Origin of the sequence: Streptomyces sp. NPDC004658 (genome assembly GCF_040609555.1) — a bacterium.
Classification (GTDB): Bacteria; Actinomycetota; Actinomycetes; order Streptomycetales; family Streptomycetaceae; genus Streptomyces.
On record NZ_JBEXKG010000001.1, the window covers coordinates 183,137 to 198,322 of the forward strand.

Genomic DNA, 15,186 nt, shown 5'->3' on the forward strand with positions numbered 1-15,186 from the left:
GATGTGAAGGAGGTGTGAGCGGCGTCACTTCCGGTGGCCGACGGCGGTCACTTCTTGGAGTCGATGACCGCCTCCATGACGTTCTTCGCGATCGGGGCGGCCAGGCCGCCACCGGAGATGTCGTCGCGGTTGGCGCTCTCGTCCTCGATCACCACGGCCACGGCGACCGGCGAGCTGCCGTCGCTGAGCTTGGCGTAGGAGATGAACCAGGCGTACGGGTTCTCGCTGTTCTCGACGCCGTGCTGGGCGGTACCGGTCTTGCCGCCGACCGTGACGCCGTCGATCTTCGCCCGCGTACCGGTGCCCTTCTCGACCACCGTCTGCATCATGTCCTGGAGGATCTGCGCGTTCTTCGGCGACAGCGGCCGGCTCAGCTCCTCCGGCTTGGTCGTGGCGACCGGGTCCAGGTTGGAGGACTGGAGCGAGTCGACCATGTACGGCTTCATCAGCTTGCCGTCGTTGGCGACCGCGGAGGCGACCATGGCCATCTGCAGCGGGGTGGCGGCGGTGTTGTACTGGCCGATGGAGGACAGCGCGGTCTGCGACTGGTTCATGTCGTCCGAGAACACCGAGGCGCTGGAGCGGACCGGGGTGAACTGCTCGGCGTCGAAACCGAACTTCTTCGCTTCCGCGAGCATCTTGTCGTTGCCGAGGTCGGCGCCGATCTTGCCGAAGACGGTGTTGCAGGAGTACTGGAGCGCGACCCGCATGGTCGCGTTCTCGCACGGGATGTTGCCCTCGTTCTTCAGCTGGGTCGTGGTGCCCGGCATGGTCCACGGCAGCGGCGAGTCGGTCTTCTCGTCGGCCGAGGTGTACTTGCCGTTCTCCAGCGCCGCGGCGGCCGTGACCACCTTGAAGGTGGAGCCCGGCGGGTAGGTCTCGCGCAGCGCCCGGTTCAGCATCGGGTCGTTGGGGTCGTACTTCTTCTGGAGCTTCTTCCAGGCCGCGGCGTCGTCGTTGGTGTTGCCCGCGAACGACGAGGGGTCGTACGACGGGTAGGACGCCAGCGCCAGGATCTTGCCGGTGGAGGGCTCCAGGGCGACGACCGCGCCCTTGCCGCCGCGCTGCTTCAGACCCTCGTACGCCGCCTTCTGCGCGGCGCCGTTGAGCGTGGTGACGACGTTGCCGCCCTGCTGCTCCTTGCCGGTGATCATGTCCAGCGTCTTGCGGAAGAACAGCCGGTCGTCGTCGCCGGTGAGGATGCCGTCCTCGATGGACTCCAGCTGGGTGGCGCCGAAGGCCTGCGAGGCGTAGCCGGTGACCGGCGCCCACATGGCGCCGTTCTTGTACGTCCGCTTGTACTTCAGGTCGTTCAGACCGGTCTTGCTGGTCAGGGCGGACCCGGTGATGGGGTCGCCGTCGACGATGATGTCGCCGCGCGGGGTGGCGTAGCGGGCGATCGTGACGCGGCGGTTGTTGGGGTCGTCCTTGAGTTTGTCGGCCCTGACGTACTGGAGGTAGTTGTCCCGCAGCAGCAGGGTGAGGACGAGGAGGCCGCAGAAGATCGCGATCCGGCGCAGGGGCTTGTTCATGACGGGCGGACCACCTGGGTCATCTCGGCGTCGGGGTTGGCGGCGGGGGCGGGCGCCGGGCGGCGGGCGGTGTCGCTGATGCGGATCAGCACGCCGATCAGCGCCCAGTTGGCGATGACCGACGAACCACCGTAGGCGAGGAACGGCATCGTCATACCGGTCAGCGGGATGAGCCCCATCACACCGCCGGACACGACGAAGACCTGGAGCGCGAAGGCGCCGGACAGGCCGATGGCGAGCAGCTTGCCGAACGGGTCGCGGGCGGCGAGGGCGGTGCGCACGCCGCGCTCCACGATCAGGCCGTAGATCAACAGGATCGCCATGATGCCGGCCAGGCCCAGCTCCTCGCCGAAGGTGGCGAGGATGAAGTCGGAGTTGGCGGCGAACCGGATCAGCTCGGAGTGGCCCTGGCCCCAGCCGGTGCCGAGGGTGCCGCCGGAGCCGAACGCCCACAGGGCCTGCTGGAGCTGGTCGGAGTGGACGCCGGCGACGCCGGGGGTGCGGCTGAGCGTGTACTCGCGCATCGGGTCGAGCCAGGCCTGCACACGGACCTTGATGTGCGGCTCGAAGCTGGCCACGCCGATGGCGCCGGCGGCGGACATCAGCAGACCGAAGACGATCCAGCTGGTCCGCTCGGTGGCGACGTACAGCATGATCACGAACATGCCGAAGAACAGCAGCGACGTACCGAGGTCGGTCTCGAAGACCAGGATGAGGATCGAGATCGCCCAGACGACGAGGATCGGGCCGAGGTCGCGTCCGCGCGGCAGGTACAGCCCCATGAAGCGGCGGCTGGCGAGCGCGAGCGCGTCCCGCTTGACCATCAGGTAGCCGGCGAAAAACACCGCCAGCACGATCTTGGCGAACTCACCGGGCTGGATGGTGAAGCTGCCGATCGAGATCCAGATCTTGGCGCCGTACACGTCCGCGCCGAGGCCCGGGACCAGCGGCAGGAGCAGCAGGAACAGCGCGGCCACCATGGAGATGTAGGTGTAGCGCTGGAGCGTGCGGTGGTCCTTGAGGAAGATCAGCACCGCGACGAACAGCGCGATGCCCATCGCCGTGTAGATCAGCTGGTTGGTCGCCTTGCCGCCCGCGACGTGGATCTGCTGGAGCAGCTTGGACTGGTCCAGCCGCCAGATGCACACCAGCCCGAGCCCGTTGAGCAGGGTGGCGAGCGGCAGCAGCAGCGGGTCGGCGTACGGGGCGAACTTCCGTACGACGACATGGGCGACGGCGGCCAGCAGACCGAGGCCGAGACCGTAGCTCAGCAGGCCCGCGGGGACCTGGCCGTCGATGGCCAGGCCCACGTTCGCATAGGCGAACACGGGGATGGCCACGGCGAAGACCAGCAGGGCCAGCTCGGTGTTGCGGCGGCTCGGCGCGCCGATCGCGCCGATCGTGGACGTGTGGTGCGTCGGCGAGTTCGTAGTACTGCTCATCGTGTGACAGGGCCTCTCACGGCTTGCCTACTGCTTACCGCACAGCGAGACGACCTTCTGCTCATCCTCCGAGAGAGTGGGGCCGGGGCTGGGGGTCGCGGACGGGGTCGTGGACGGAGACTTCGAAGGGGACGCCGGGGACGTCTTCGAGGCCGACGGGTTCGGGGTCGTGTTCGGCGTCGGGGTGGCCTTGACGAAGGCGGTCTGCGTGGTGGTACCCGTGGACGTGCCGGTACCCGTGGACGTGCCGGTGGTGCCGCCGGTCTTGCCCTGGCCCTTCTTGGCGTCGTTCCGGGCGCGCTCGGCCGCCTGGCGCTCGGCCTGCTTGCGGCAGGCGGAAGCCTGTACGGCCAGCTCCTGGACCTTCGTCTGGGCCGCCTGGAGGCCGCCCTCCGCGATCGTCGCCTTCACCTGCTTCTGCTGGTACGGCGGCAGGTACTTGAGTTCGATCTCGGGGTGGTCCTTCTCCACCTCCGACAGCGACACCCAGGCCAGGTCCTGGCTGATCCCGCGGTACAGCGCGACGTGCTCGTCCTTGGCGCCGACGTAGTACTGGGTCTGTGTCCAGCGGTAGCCGCCGTACAGGCCGCCGCCGACGACGGCGAGGGCGAGGACGCCGTAGAACGAGGTCTTCAGCCATCTGCGCCGCTTGCGCGGCTTGGTGAAGTCGTCGTCGGCGTAGTCGCCGAAGCCGTCGGCGGGGATGTAGCCGGTGGTGTCGCCGGAGCCGGGCGGGCCGAACTCGCCGCCGCCGTGCCCCTGGCCCTGACGGCCCAGGTGGGAGGCGCGGCCGGCCGGGGTCTGCATGATGCCGTTGTCGTGCAGGTGGTGCTGGTTCTCGGCGACGGCGCCGACCACGACGGGCTGGTCGGACAGCTGTCCGGCGAGGGTGTCACCGGTGTCCAGGTCGAGCACGTCGGCGACGATGACCGTGATGTTGTCGGGGCCGCCGCCGCGCAGCGCGAGCTGGATCAGTTCCTGCACGGTCTCCTGCGGGCCCTGGTAGCTGGCGAGGGTCTCCTCCATCGTCTGGTGGGAGACCACGCCGGACAGGCCGTCGGAGCAGATCAGATAGCGGTCGCCGGCCCGGACCTCGCGGATCGACAGGTCGGGCTCGACGTGCTCGCCGCTGCCGAGGGCGCGCATCAGCAGCGAGCGCTGCGGGTGGGTGGTGGCCTCTTCCTCGGTGATGCGGCCCTCGTCCACGAGCCGCTGCACCCAGGTGTGGTCCTGGGTGATCTGGGTGAGCACACCGTCACGGAGCAGGTACGCGCGCGAGTCGCCGACGTGCACGAGGCCGAGCCGCTGGCCGGTCCACAGCAGCGCGGTGAGGGTCGTCCCCATGCCTTCGAGCTGGGGGTCCTCCTCGACCATGGCGCGCAGCTGGTTGTTGGCGCGCTGCACGGCCTGGCCGAGGGAGGTGAGGATGTCGGAGCCGGGCACGTCGTCGTCGAGCGTGACCAGGGTGGAGATCACTTCGGAGGAGGCGACCTCGCCCGCCGCCTGGCCGCCCATGCCGTCGGCGATGGCGAGCAGGCGCGGACCGGCGTAACCGGAGTCCTCGTTGCCCTCCCGGATCATGCCTTTGTGCGATCCGGCGGCAAAGCGCAGTGACAGACTCATGCGCACCTCGCCCGTCGGCTCCGAATGCAGCCGGTCGTGTCGAGCCACACTGCCCACCCTCCGGTCGGGAGCGCGCCGGAGACCGGGTTGCGGCCTGCCGCTGCGTGCTCGCTCCGCTCGCGCTCATTCATGACGTAGCACTACTTCCGCAGCTCGATTGCGGTCTTGCCGATGCGGATCGGCGCGCCCAGCGGGATCGGTGTGGGGGTCGTCAGCCGGGACCGGTCCAGGTAGGTGCCGTTCGTGGAACCGAGATCCTCGATGATCCACTGGCCGTCACGGTCCGGGTAGATCCTGGCATGGCGGCTGGAGGCGTAGTCGTCGTCCAGCACGATCGTGGAGTCGTGCGCCCGGCCCAGGGTGATCGTCTGGCCCTGGAGCGCGACGGTGGTGCCGGTCAGTGTGCCCTCGGTCACGACCAGCTTGGTGGGGGCGTTGCGGCCACGCCGGCCGCCGCCGCCCTGCTGGCCGCGCTGCGGCGGAGGCGCGGCCTGCTGCCGGGTCTGCTGCCGGCCCGACTGCTGGGGCCGGGCCGCCTCCCTACGCGATCCGCGCTGGGTGACGCGCGTACCGAACAGGTCGCTCCGGATGACCTGCACGGCCACGATCACGAACAGCCACAGTACGGCCAGGAAACCCAGCCGCATGACCGTGAGGGTCAGCTCTGACATTGCCCCCGCTTCACCCTTCGGCTTGCCTATAGATAACGGTGGTGCTGCCCACGACGATCCGCGAGCCGTCGCGGAGCGTAGCGCGGGTGGTGTGCTGCCCGTCCACCACGATGCCGTTGGTGGAGCCGAGATCCTGGATCGTCGAGGGCGTTCCGGTCCGGATCTCGCAGTGCCGGCGGGACACGCCGGGGTCGTCGATCCGCACGTCGGCGTCGGTGCTGCGGCCCAGCACCAGCGTCGGGCGGGAGATCTGGTGGCGGGTGCCGTTGATCTCGATCCAGTAGCGGGTGCGCGCGCCGCTCATCGGGGCCGCGGCCGGCCGCTGTGTGGCGGGCTGCGGGTAGCCGTACCCGCCGGGGCGGGTGCCGGGCGGCGGCGCGGACGGCATCGGGGGCGCGCCCGCGGGCGGGGCGGCCGGCGGGTAGCCGTAGCCACCGGGGGCGCCCGCCGCGGGGCGGCCGGCCGCCGGGGCGCCGGGAGCCGGCTGGCCGGGCTGGCTGCTGGAGGAGGCGAGGGTGCGCGAGCGCACCCGGTACAGGCCGGTGTCCAGGTCGTCGGCCTTCTCCAGGTTGACCTTGATCGGGCCCATGAAGGTGTAGCGCTGCTGCTTGGCGTAGTCGCGCACCATGCCGGCCAGCTCGTCGCCGAGCTGCCCGGAGTAGGGGCTGAGGCGCTCGTAGTCCGGCGCGCTCAGCTCCACGATGAAGTCGTTGGGCACGACGGTCCGGTCACGGTTCCAGATGGTGGCGTTGTTGTCGCACTCCCGCTGGAGCGCTCCGGCGATCTCCACGGGCTGGACCTCGGACTTGAAGACCTTGGCGAAGGTGCCGTTCACCAGACCTTCGAGACGCTGCTCGAACTTCTTCAGGACTCCCATGGGGCACCTCCTCCGTCCCTGCCGTCGTCTTGCCTGCTCTGTGCCGCTGCCTTGGCCGCTGCCTTGGCCGCTGCTCGGCCGCTGCTCGGGCGGCTGCCTGCCGGGTACTGCTGGTACTGCTCACTGATCGTATCTACGCGCCCGCCAATCAGCCGGTTCCCCCAGCGGCTCCCCTTCGAACTCCCGGGTGCGTGTCCTGCTGGCATGGATCGTAGAGGCGGGCGAAGTCCAGTGTCCCGCACCCGGCTGTGGACCCGGTCCGCCTCCCGGGGAGATGGCCCGGACCGGTACGAGGTTGATACGAGAAGCGCGCCTCCCTGATACGTGCGGCGTTCGGCGGGCGCGTCGTTGATGCGGGTGGCGCGTGCGCCGGGGCTGGTGGCCGGGGGCGGGGGCCGGCGGGAAGGGATGTGAATCCACCCCGTACGACGTGCTAATGTTCTGGGTGTCGGAAGGGGCCGGGCCGAAGGGGCCGGAGCCGGAAGACACACCCAATGCGCGGGTGGCGGAATAGGCAGACGCGCTGGATTCAGGTTCCAGTGCCCGCAAGGGCGTGGGGGTTCAACTCCCCCCTCGCGCACACAGAGGCTACGGGCCCATCGTGAAAACGGTGGGCCCGTAGTCGTATTGCGGCGCGTCGCGGTGTGAGGAAGCTCTCAGGGCCGGGAGCGGGTGTGGAGCGCCGTCCGGTTCCGGTCGTGATCGCGGCCGGACTCCCGGTGGTGTGACACGTGACACGACGGCAGACGGCGCACCGGCCGGGGACCGTCGGCCGGTGCGGCGCCGCGGAGTTGTCCACAGGGTCTGACGCGTTTCGGCCACCGGTTGTACGGTCTCCCCGAGTTGATGTTCGTACCGTCGCCTGCTCGAAGGCGGACGGACCGTGCGGGGGAGGCGGTCTCGGTGACCGGAACCGATGTGGGAGTGACGGACGGGGCGGACCGGGGCGGGCGCCGCCTGCCCCGGGTGCGCGGGTTCGCCGCATGGCCGCCGCAGGGATCGCCGAAGGAGGAGGGCAAGGCGCTGCGGTCGAGCGTGCCGCGCTCCGCCCACCGCACGCTGGACCTGGACGCCGCCCGCCCCGACGCGGTGAGCGCGGTGGCCGCGTCCAACGCCGGCCGTATCCCCGAACTGACCCCGCTGCGCGTGGGCCGGATGGCGGCCACCCCCTTCGCCTTCCTGCGCGGCTCCGCCGGACTCATGGCGTACGACCTCGCGCGCACCCCCACGACCGGGATCGGCACCCAGATCTGCGGTGACGCCCACGCGGCGAACTTCGGGCTGTACGGCGACGCCCGCGGCGACCTCGTCATCGACCTCAACGACTTCGACGAGACCGCGCACGGCCCCTGGGAGTGGGACCTCAAGCGGCTCGCGGCCTCGCTGGTGCTCGCCGGCCGCGAGGCGGGCGCCGACGAGGACACCTGCCGCGCCGCGGCCCGGGACGCGGCCGGCGCCTACCGCCGCACCATGCGCCTGCTCGCCAAGCTCCCCGTGCTCGACGCCTGGAACGCCATCGCCGACGAGGAACTCGTCTCCCACACCGACGCCCACGACCTGCTCGGCACGCTCCAGCGGGTCTCGGAGAAGGCCCGGGCGAACACCAGCGGCCGGTTCGCGGCGAAGTCGACCGAGCCGGTGCCGGACGGCGGACGCCGGTTCGTGCCCGCGCCGCCGGTGCTGCGCCGCGTACCGGACGCGGAGGCCGCGGCGGTCGCCGCGTCCCTGGAGTCGTACGTCGACACCCTCGGCGAGGACCGCCACCCCCTGCTCGCCCGCCACGCCGTGCACGACGTCGCCTTCCGGGTCGTCGGCACCGGCAGCGTCGGCACCCGGTCCTACGTCGTCCTGCTCCTCGACCACCGTGGCGAGCCCCTGGTCCTCCAGGTGAAGGAGGCCCGCCCCTCCGCGCTCGTCCCGCACCTGGTCACGGCCGGTTTCGAGGCGCCCGCGGTGCCGCACGAGGGGCGCCGGGTGGTCCTCGGGCAGAAGCGGATGCAGGTCGTCAGCGACGCCTTGCTGGGCTGGACCAGCGTCGAGGGGCGCCCGTACCAGGTGCGGCAGTTCCGCAACCGCAAGGGCAGCGTCGACCCGGCCGCCCTCGCCGCCGACCAGATCGACGACTACGGCCGCATGACCGGCGCCCTGCTGGCCCGCGCCCACTCCCACAGTGCCGACCCCCGCCTGATCGCCGGTTACTGCGGCAAGAACGAGGAGCTGGACGAGGCGATGGCCGCGTTCGCCGTCGCCTACGCCGACCGCACGGAGGCGGACCACGCCGAGCTGGTCGCGGGGATCAAGACGGGGCGGATCGAGGCCGAGATGGGGGTGTGACGGCGTCGGCTTCCGCGGGCCGGCGGCTTCCCGGTCTGCGGCTTCTTGGCATGCGGCTTTCCGGCTTGCGGCTTTCCGGCTTGCGGTGTGCCAGGGCGCGGGGAGCCGCACTGACGGGCACGGGCACCCGGCACCCGGCAGCGGGCGCACCGGGTACTCGGCAGCGGGCCGGAACGCTCGCGGACCGCTGCCGCCCGGCCCGGTCCGGTCGCCCCGGCCCGGCGGCTACGCTGGGCGGGTGACGACCCCGGAAGCCGACCAGTCCCAGGCCCCCCGCCCCGAGGAACGGCTGGAGCAGGCCGTACGGACCGCCGAGCAGGCGCTGATCGAGTACGAGATCGCCGTGGAGACCTTCCGCGTCGAGGTCGAGAACTTCGCCCGCCTCCACGAACAGCGACTCGGCCCGCTCTACACCCGCATCGAGGAGCTGGACGCGGAGATCGCCGAGGCGAAGGCCGCCCGCTCCGGTGACCCGGAGGACATCCGCCGCGCCGCCGAGGCTCGTGCCCGGGTGATGCCGATGCCGGGCGTGGAGGAGCTGCTGCACGGCTGGATGGACGGCGACGGCCTGTTCCCGGAGGCCGTCGCCATGCTCACCGACCAGCCGGTACGGCCGCCGCAGCGGGTGCGGCCCAGCGAGGAGGCCCGCAAGCTCTACCGCGAGCTCGCGCGCAAGGCCCACCCGGACCTGGCCCAGGAGGAAGCGGAGCAGAAGCGGCGCGAGGAGTTCCTCAGCCGGGTCAACGCCGCCTACGCCCGCGGCGACGAGACCCTGCTCAGGGAGCTGGCCGAGGAGTGGGCCGCCGGGCCGGTACCGCCCGAGCGCCGTCCGAGCCCCGCCGAGGAGCTGTACGCCCGCCTCGAATGGCTCGCCCAGCGCAAGGAGCTGCTCACCTTCGTCGCCCGCGAACTGGAGGAGGGCGCGATCGCCGGCATGCTCCGCCTCGCCCCGGACGACCCCGACGGGCTGCTCGACGAGATCGCCGACCGGCTGCGCGCCGACATCGCCCAGCGGGAGGCCGAACTGGCCGCCCTGCTGGGCCAGGCCTGACCGACCCCTCGCTTCGGGTAGCGTCGGAACCATGAATTTCGGAGCTGGTGTGCCCACGGTCCAGGTCACGGACCTCAAGGACGGCGACTTCCTGCTGGACGTCCGCGAGGACGACGAGTGGCAGGCGGGCCACGCCGAGGGGTCCCTGCACATCCCCCTCAGCGAGTTCGTGGCCCGCTACGGCGAGCTGACCGAGGCCGCCCCGCAGGACGGACGGGTCCACGTCATCTGCCGCTCGGGCGCCCGCTCCGCGCAGGTCGCCATGTACCTGGTCCAGCAGGGCGTCGACGCGGTGAACGTCGACGGCGGCATGCAGCACTGGCAGGCCGCCGGCCGCCCGGTCGTCACCGACGACGGCAAGCCGGGCTTCGTCCTGTAGCGCGGGGCCGTTTAGGCCGGCGGCCCGGCTCTTCTGGTCAGCGGTCCCGGGTCTTCCTGGAGACGGGTTACTGATCACCGGGCAAAACCACCGGCCACAGGACTCCCGGCCACCGGACTCCGGGCCACCGGACTCCGGGCCACCGGACTCCCGGCTGCCGTCAGCCGAGGGGGTGGGTGGCCAGCAGGTCGCCCAGCCTCTCCTCGTACGCCGCCGCCGGGCCGAGCGCCAGCTCCAGGTGCTCGGCCCAGGCGTGATGGCGGTGCAGCGGGTAGTCGGTGTCCGCGCCGAACCCGCCGTGCAGATGCTGTGCCGTCTGCACCACCCGCCGCACCCCCTCCGCCGCCCAGATCTTCGCCACGGCGATGTCCCCGGCGGCGGGCAGCGCCCCCGGCGCCCCGGAGGCGATCCGCCACGCGGCCTGCCAGAGGGTGGCCTCCATGGCGCGCAGGTCGATGTACCGGTCCGCGGCCTGCACGGCCACCGCCTGGAACGTCGCGATCGGGTACCCGAACTGCTCCCGCTTGCCGGTGTACTCCCCGGTCATCCGCAGCACCCGCTCGCCCAGTCCGAGCGCCGGCGCGCACGTGCCCGTCACCAGCAGCCCGTGCAGCCACTCCCAGGCGCCGTCGGCCTCGATCACCTCGCCGGGCCCGACCCGCACGGACCGCAGCCGCAGCTCGGCCAGCCGCTCACCGCTGGTGGAGACCTGCTCGGCGAGCACCAGCCCGTCCGCCGCACGCGGCACCAGCGCCAGCAGCGTCCGGTCGCCGGCCGTGCCCTCGACGTGCGCCGGTACGACGACCAGGTCCGCGTCGAACGCCCACGGCACCGCCGTCTGCACCCCGTCCAGCAGCCAGGCCCGCCCCTCCCGCCGTGCGGTGACGGCCAGCTCGGCCGGGTCGTGGCCGGTACGGCCCTGCGCCGCGACGGTCAGCACCAGCTCGCCGCGGCCCGCCCGGACCAGCATCCGGTCCGCCTGCTCCGGGCCGCCGTAGGCCTGCACGGCCGCCGCGGCGGCGCAGTGCTCCAGCAGCGGCACCCGGGCGAGCACCCGGCCGGCCTCGCGCAGCACCAGGCACAGCGCGATCGCGTCCAGGCCCGCCCCGCCGTGTGCCTCGCCGAGCAGCAGGCTCAGCAGGTCCGCGTCGGCGAGCCGGGACCACAGCGCCCGGTCGAAGCCCTCGGCCACGGCGCCCGGGGGTGAGCGCCGGGCTGGGCACCGCGTCCGGCGCGACCCCGGCGAACACCCCGCGTGCCGCCTCGGCCGCCGCCTGCTGCTCCTCGCTGAAGGTGAAGTCCACGGCCTGTCCTCCTGGCGGGCCCGGTGATCCGTCGTCCGGTCGTCCGCTCGTCAGGACGGCCGGCCTGCGTTCGTCCGACGGTCCGGGGGCGGCGGTCGGTGGCTGCCGGGTTGCCGGCCTGTCCGTCTGACGGCCCGTCAAGACAGAACAGGTTCTAGGAGAAGGGAACGGTCCTGCGGCCTCAGCGGTCGAAGTCCAGCTCCACTCTTTCCGTCAGCGGATGGGACTGGCAGGCCAGCACGTACCCGGCTTCGGTCTCCTCCGTCTCCAGCGCGAAGTTGCGGTCCATGCGCACCTCGCCCGCGACCAGGAAGGCCCGGCAGGTCCCGCACACCCCGCCCTTGCAGGCGTAGGGCGCGTCGGGCCGGTTGCGCAGCACCGTCTCCAGCAGTGACTCGCCCTCCCGCACCGGCCAGGTGCCGCCGCGACCGTCGAGCCGCGCGGTGACGGTGCTGTGCGCGGGCGCCGGAGCCGTGCCCGTCCGGGCCGGGCCCGCGTCCACGTGGAAGATCTCCTGGTGGATCCGGTCCCGGGGCACGCCCAGTTCGCGCAGCGCCTGTTCCGCGCCCCGCACCAGCCCGTACGGCCCGCACAGGAACCAGCCCGCCACCTCGCCCACGGGCAGCAGCGCGGGCAGCAGCCCGGTGAGCCGCTCCCGGTCGAGCCGGCCCGACGGCAGGCCCGCCTGCTGTTCCTCCCGGGAGAGCACGGTCACCAGCTGAAGCCGCTCCGGGTAGCGGTCCTTCAGGTCGGCGACCTCCTCCAGGAACATCGTCGAGGCGGCCGTACGGTCGCTGCGTACCAGACAGAACCGGGCCGCCGGCTCGCGCGCCAGCAGCGTGGCGACGATGGACAGCACCGGGGTGATGCCGCTGCCACCGACGACCGCCGCGTACAGGCCCGGTGCCGGCTCCAGCGTGAAGCGGCCCGCCGGGGTCATCACCTCCAGCACGTCCCCGACGTTGATCTCCTTCAGCGCGTACGCGGAGAAGGCCCCGCCCTCGACCAGCCGCACCCCCACCCGCAGGCTCTCCGGGCCCTCGCCGGCCGGGTCGGGGGCGGGGGAGCAGATCGAGTAGGTGCGCCGGATCTCCGTGCCGTCGACCCGGCGGCGCAGTGCCAGGTGCTGGCCGGGTGCGTGCCGGAACTCCTCGCGCAGCTCGGGCGGGACGGAGAAGGTGAGGGCGACGGAGTCGTCGGTGATCCGGTCGACCGCGGCCACCGGGAGCGGGTGGAAGCGGGCCATCACAGCTCCTTGAAGTGGTCGAACGGTTCACGGCACGCCAGGCAGCGGCGCAGCGCGTTGCACGCGGTGGAGGAGAACCGGCTCAGCAGTTCGGTGTCGGCCGATCCGCAGTGCGGGCAGCGGACCGGCTCGGTTGCGGTGTCCGCGGCGCGCGTGCGGGTGGGGCCGAGGGCCAGCGGCACCGGGCCGTCGTCATGGCGCACGCGTGGCGGGGCGATGCCGAACTCCCGGAGCTTCTCCCGCCCTTCGGGGGTGATGTCGTCGGTGGACCAGGCGGGGCTCAGCACCGTGCGGACGGTGACCTCGCGCATGCCGTGGGCGCGCAGCACCCGCTCGATGTCGAGGCTCATCGCCTCGATGGCCGGGCAGCCGGTGTAGGTGGGGGTCAGGTCGACCTCCACGGCGTCGGCGCCGTGGACACGCACCGCGCGGAGCACGCCCAGCTCGCGGAGCGTGAGCACCGGCAGTTCGGGGTCGGGCACCGCGCCGGCCAGCTCCAGCAGCCGCTCCTCCAGGGCGGTGGCGGTCACCATGACGCCCCTGGGTGGCTGCGGTGCAGGTGCTGCATCTCGGCGAGCATCCGGCCGAACGGCTCGGTGTGCAGACCCTGCCGGCCGGCGCCCGCCGACCAGGCTCCGGTGCGCGGACCCTCCGGGACCGGGAGGGTGGCCCGGCCGAGCACGTCGGTCACGGAGTCCAGCCAGTGCTCCTCCAGGCGGGCCCAGTCGGCGGTGAGACCCTCCACCGGCTGGAACATCTCGCCGGTGAACCGCCACAGCGCCTCGCAGGCCCGCCGCATCCGCTCGTGGCTGGTCTCGGTGCCGTCGCCCAGCCGCAGCGTCCACTGCTCGGCGTGGTCGCGGTGGTAGGCGACCTCCTTCACCGCCTTCGCGGCCAGCGGCGCGAACGGGCCGTCGCCCGCGGCGAGTTCGCTGTAGAGCAGCTGCTGGTAGGTGGAGAAGTAGAGCTGGCGGGCGATGGTGTGCGCGAAGTCGCCGTTGGGCTGCTCGACCAACTGGAGGTTGCAGAAGGCGCGTTCCTCGCGCAGATAGGCCAGTTCGTCCTCGTCGCCGGCCAGGGACAGCAGCACCCGGGCCTGCCCGAGCAGGTCCAGGGCGATGTTGGCGAGGGCGACCTCCTCCTCCAGGACGGGGGCGTGCCCTGCCCACTGCCCCAGGCGGTGGGAGAGCACGAGGGCGTCGTCGCCGAGGGCGAGCGCGGCGGTCACCGGGACGGCGGAGCCGGGGGCGGGGCGGGCGTCGGAGCCGGTGGCGGTCACAGGTGCTTCACCCCTTCCGGGATCTCGTAGAAGGTCGGGTGCCGGTAGGGCTTGTCGGCGGCCGGCTCGAAGAACGGGTCCTTCTCGTCCGGCGAGGACGCGGTGATGGCGGCGGCCGGGACGACCCAGATGGAGACGCCCTCACCGCGCCGGGTGTACAGATCGCGGGCGTTGCGCAGGGCCAGTTCGGCGTCGGGCGCGTGCAGGCTGCCGGCGTGGGTATGGGAGAGGCCGCGCCGGGAGCGCACGAAGACCTCCCACAGGGGCCAGTCGGTGGTGCTCATGCTCGCGTCTCTCCTGTCCCACCGGTGCCGCCGGTGTGCTTGGCCGCGTAGGCCGCGGCCGCTTCCCGTACCCACGCGCCCTCGTCGTGGGCGCGCCTGCGCTGGGTGATCCGCTGTTCGTTGCATGGGCCGTTGCCCTTGAGGACCTCCCAGAACTCCGTCCAGTCGATCGGGCCGAAGTCGTAGTGCCCGCGCTCCTCGTTCCACCGCAGCTCCGGGTCGGGGAGGCTGAGGCCCAGGGACTCCGCCTGCGGGACGCAGATGTCCACGAAGCGCTGGCGCAGCTCGTCGTTGGAGTGGCGCTTGATCTTCCACTGCATCGACTGCGCGGAGTGCTGGGACTCGTCGTCGGGCGGGCCGAACATCATCAGCGACGGCCACCACCAGCGGTCCACGGCGTCCTGGGCCATGGCGTGCTGCTCGGGGGTGCCCTTGCTGAGGGCCAGCAGCAGCTCGTAGCCCTGGCGCTGGTGGAAGGACTCCTCCTTGCAGATCCGCACCATCGCGCGGGCGTACGGGCCGTAGGAGCAGCGGCACAGGGGGACCTGGTTGGTGATCGCGGCGCCGTCCACCAGCCAGCCGATCGCGCCGACGTCGGCCCAGGTGAGGGTCGGGTAGTTGAAGATCGAGGAGTACTTCTGGCGGCCGCTGTGCAGCTTGTCGAGCAGCTCGTCGCGGCTGGTGCCGAGGGTCTCGGCCGCGCTGTACAGGTACAGGCCGTGGCCGGCCTCGTCCTGGACCTTGGCCATCAGGATCGCCTTGCGGCGCAGGGAGGGCGCGCGGGTGATCCAGTTGGCCTCCGGCTGCATGCCGATGATCTCGGAGTGCGCGTGCTGGGCGATCTGCCGGACGAGCGTCGCGCGGTAGGCGTCGGGCATCCAGTCGCGGGGTTCGATGCGTTCGTCGGCGGCCACGGCCGCGTCGAAGGCGCGCTCGAAGGCCGTCGTGTCGGCGGTGTCCGGTGCGCCGTGCGCCTCGGCGTGGGCCGTGCGCTGCGCGGCTGCTGTGGCCATGCGATCCCCCTGACCTCGGGCTCTCTCGGTGAACTCGGTCCGGTCGGTACGTCCCGGCCAGTGTCCCGGCCAGCGCCCCGACCGATCGTTCGGTCCGTGCGTAGTCCATGGTGTGCCGGGCCGCGGTGGGTGTCAACCGCTGTGGAAAACT

13 protein-coding genes, 1 tRNA gene and 1 pseudogene are annotated in these 15,186 nt (G+C 72.1%); 4 read left to right on the top strand and 11 right to left on the bottom strand.

Going from position 1 to position 15,186, the window contains the following annotated elements; genetic code table 11:
* Nucleotides 1-47 precede the first annotated feature (47 nt).
* From ABZV94_RS01000 to ABZV94_RS01020, 5 genes are all read right to left on the bottom strand, one after another.
* Nucleotides 48-1,532, bottom strand: a complete 1,485-nt coding sequence (locus tag ABZV94_RS01000) for a penicillin-binding protein 2 (protein ID WP_356335841.1) — start codon at nt 1,530-1,532, stop codon at nt 48-50.
* The gene (locus ABZV94_RS01005; protein ID WP_356335843.1) at nt 1,529-2,974 is read right to left on the bottom strand and encodes an FtsW/RodA/SpoVE family cell cycle protein; all 1,446 of its coding nucleotides are present in this window, start codon (nt 2,972-2,974) and stop codon (nt 1,529-1,531) included. Before ABZV94_RS01005 ends, ABZV94_RS01000 begins: the two co-directional genes overlap by 4 nt.
* Nucleotides 2,975-3,001: 27 nt before the next feature.
* Nucleotides 3,002-4,597 carry a Stp1/IreP family PP2C-type Ser/Thr phosphatase gene (locus tag ABZV94_RS01010; RefSeq protein ID WP_356335845.1) on the bottom strand — a complete coding sequence of 532 codons (1,596 nt, stop codon included), beginning with the start codon at nt 4,595-4,597 and terminating at the stop codon, nt 3,002-3,004.
* 140 nt (nt 4,598-4,737) lie between these two features.
* On the bottom strand, nt 4,738-5,268 hold the full coding sequence (locus tag ABZV94_RS01015) for an FHA domain-containing protein (protein ID WP_356335847.1): 531 nt from the start codon (nt 5,266-5,268) through the stop codon (nt 4,738-4,740).
* 10 nt (nt 5,269-5,278) lie between these two features.
* On the bottom strand, nt 5,279-6,145 hold the full coding sequence (locus tag ABZV94_RS01020) for a DUF3662 and FHA domain-containing protein (RefSeq protein WP_356335849.1): 867 nt from the start codon (nt 6,143-6,145) through the stop codon (nt 5,279-5,281).
* Between the two features lie 496 nt (nt 6,146-6,641).
* On the opposite strand from ABZV94_RS01020, the gene ABZV94_RS01025 reads away from it, so the two are divergent.
* From ABZV94_RS01025 to ABZV94_RS01040, 4 genes are all read left to right on the top strand, one after another.
* A tRNA-Leu gene (locus tag ABZV94_RS01025) sits at nt 6,642-6,725 on the top strand.
* A gap of 323 nt (nt 6,726-7,048) precedes the next feature.
* Entirely contained in the window at nt 7,049-8,479 is a 1,431-nt protein-coding gene (locus tag ABZV94_RS01030; RefSeq protein WP_356335851.1) for a DUF2252 domain-containing protein, read from the top strand.
* Between the two features lie 238 nt (nt 8,480-8,717).
* The gene (locus tag ABZV94_RS01035; protein ID WP_356335853.1) at nt 8,718-9,530 is read left to right on the top strand and encodes a hypothetical protein; all 813 of its coding nucleotides are present in this window, start codon (nt 8,718-8,720) and stop codon (nt 9,528-9,530) included.
* 49 nt (nt 9,531-9,579) lie between these two features.
* Nucleotides 9,580-9,909, top strand: a complete 330-nt coding sequence (locus tag ABZV94_RS01040; RefSeq protein WP_356335961.1) for a rhodanese-like domain-containing protein — start codon at nt 9,580-9,582, stop codon at nt 9,907-9,909.
* A 160-nt stretch (nt 9,910-10,069) separates the two neighbouring features.
* Here ABZV94_RS01040 and ABZV94_RS01045 read toward each other — a convergent pair.
* The 6 genes and pseudogenes from ABZV94_RS01045 to paaA form a co-directional block, all read right to left on the bottom strand.
* Nucleotides 10,070-11,213 (bottom strand): annotated as a pseudogene (locus tag ABZV94_RS01045) (acyl-CoA dehydrogenase family protein).
* Nucleotides 11,214-11,394: 181 nt separating this feature from the next.
* Nucleotides 11,395-12,459: a 2Fe-2S iron-sulfur cluster-binding protein gene (locus ABZV94_RS01050; protein WP_356335855.1), complete on the bottom strand. Its 1,065-nt coding sequence runs from the start codon at nt 12,457-12,459 to the stop codon at nt 11,395-11,397.
* Nucleotides 12,459-12,992 (bottom strand): 1,2-phenylacetyl-CoA epoxidase subunit PaaD, encoded by a 534-nt coding sequence (gene paaD, locus ABZV94_RS01055; protein WP_356335856.1) that lies wholly within the window; start codon nt 12,990-12,992, stop codon nt 12,459-12,461. Before paaD ends, ABZV94_RS01050 begins: the two co-directional genes overlap by 1 nt.
* Nucleotides 12,986-13,738, bottom strand: a complete 753-nt coding sequence (paaC, locus tag ABZV94_RS01060; RefSeq protein ID WP_356335858.1) for a 1,2-phenylacetyl-CoA epoxidase subunit PaaC — start codon at nt 13,736-13,738, stop codon at nt 12,986-12,988. Before paaC ends, paaD begins: the two co-directional genes overlap by 7 nt.
* On the bottom strand, nt 13,735-14,022 hold the full coding sequence (paaB, locus tag ABZV94_RS01065) for a 1,2-phenylacetyl-CoA epoxidase subunit PaaB (protein ID WP_014673816.1): 288 nt from the start codon (nt 14,020-14,022) through the stop codon (nt 13,735-13,737). The genes paaC and paaB overlap by 4 nt, the downstream gene beginning before the upstream one ends.
* Complete coding sequence (gene paaA, locus ABZV94_RS01070) at nt 14,019-15,035, bottom strand: 1,2-phenylacetyl-CoA epoxidase subunit PaaA (protein WP_356335860.1); 1,017 nt, start codon at nt 15,033-15,035, stop codon at nt 14,019-14,021. Before paaA ends, paaB begins: the two co-directional genes overlap by 4 nt.
* Nucleotides 15,036-15,186: the final 151 nt, after the last annotated feature.

Coding starts and splice junctions, on each gene's coding strand:
- ABZV94_RS01015 (WP_356335847.1), bottom strand. CDS start 5,268: ATGTCAGAGCTGACCCTCACGGTCATGCGGCTGGGTTTCCTGGCCGTA.
- ABZV94_RS01005 (WP_356335843.1), bottom strand. CDS start 2,974: ATGAGCAGTACTACGAACTCGCCGACGCACCACACGTCCACGATCGGC.
- paaB (WP_014673816.1), bottom strand. CDS start 14,022: ATGAGCACCACCGACTGGCCCCTGTGGGAGGTCTTCGTGCGCTCCCGG.
- ABZV94_RS01020 (WP_356335849.1), bottom strand. CDS start 6,145: ATGGGAGTCCTGAAGAAGTTCGAGCAGCGTCTCGAAGGTCTGGTGAAC.
- ABZV94_RS01000 (WP_356335841.1), bottom strand. CDS start 1,532: ATGAACAAGCCCCTGCGCCGGATCGCGATCTTCTGCGGCCTCCTCGTC.
- paaA (WP_356335860.1), bottom strand. CDS start 15,035: ATGGCCACAGCAGCCGCGCAGCGCACGGCCCACGCCGAGGCGCACGGC.
- paaD (WP_356335856.1), bottom strand. CDS start 12,992: ATGGTGACCGCCACCGCCCTGGAGGAGCGGCTGCTGGAGCTGGCCGGC.
- ABZV94_RS01010 (WP_356335845.1), bottom strand. CDS start 4,597: ATGAGTCTGTCACTGCGCTTTGCCGCCGGATCGCACAAAGGCATGATC.
- ABZV94_RS01050 (WP_356335855.1), bottom strand. CDS start 12,459: ATGGCCCGCTTCCACCCGCTCCCGGTGGCCGCGGTCGACCGGATCACC.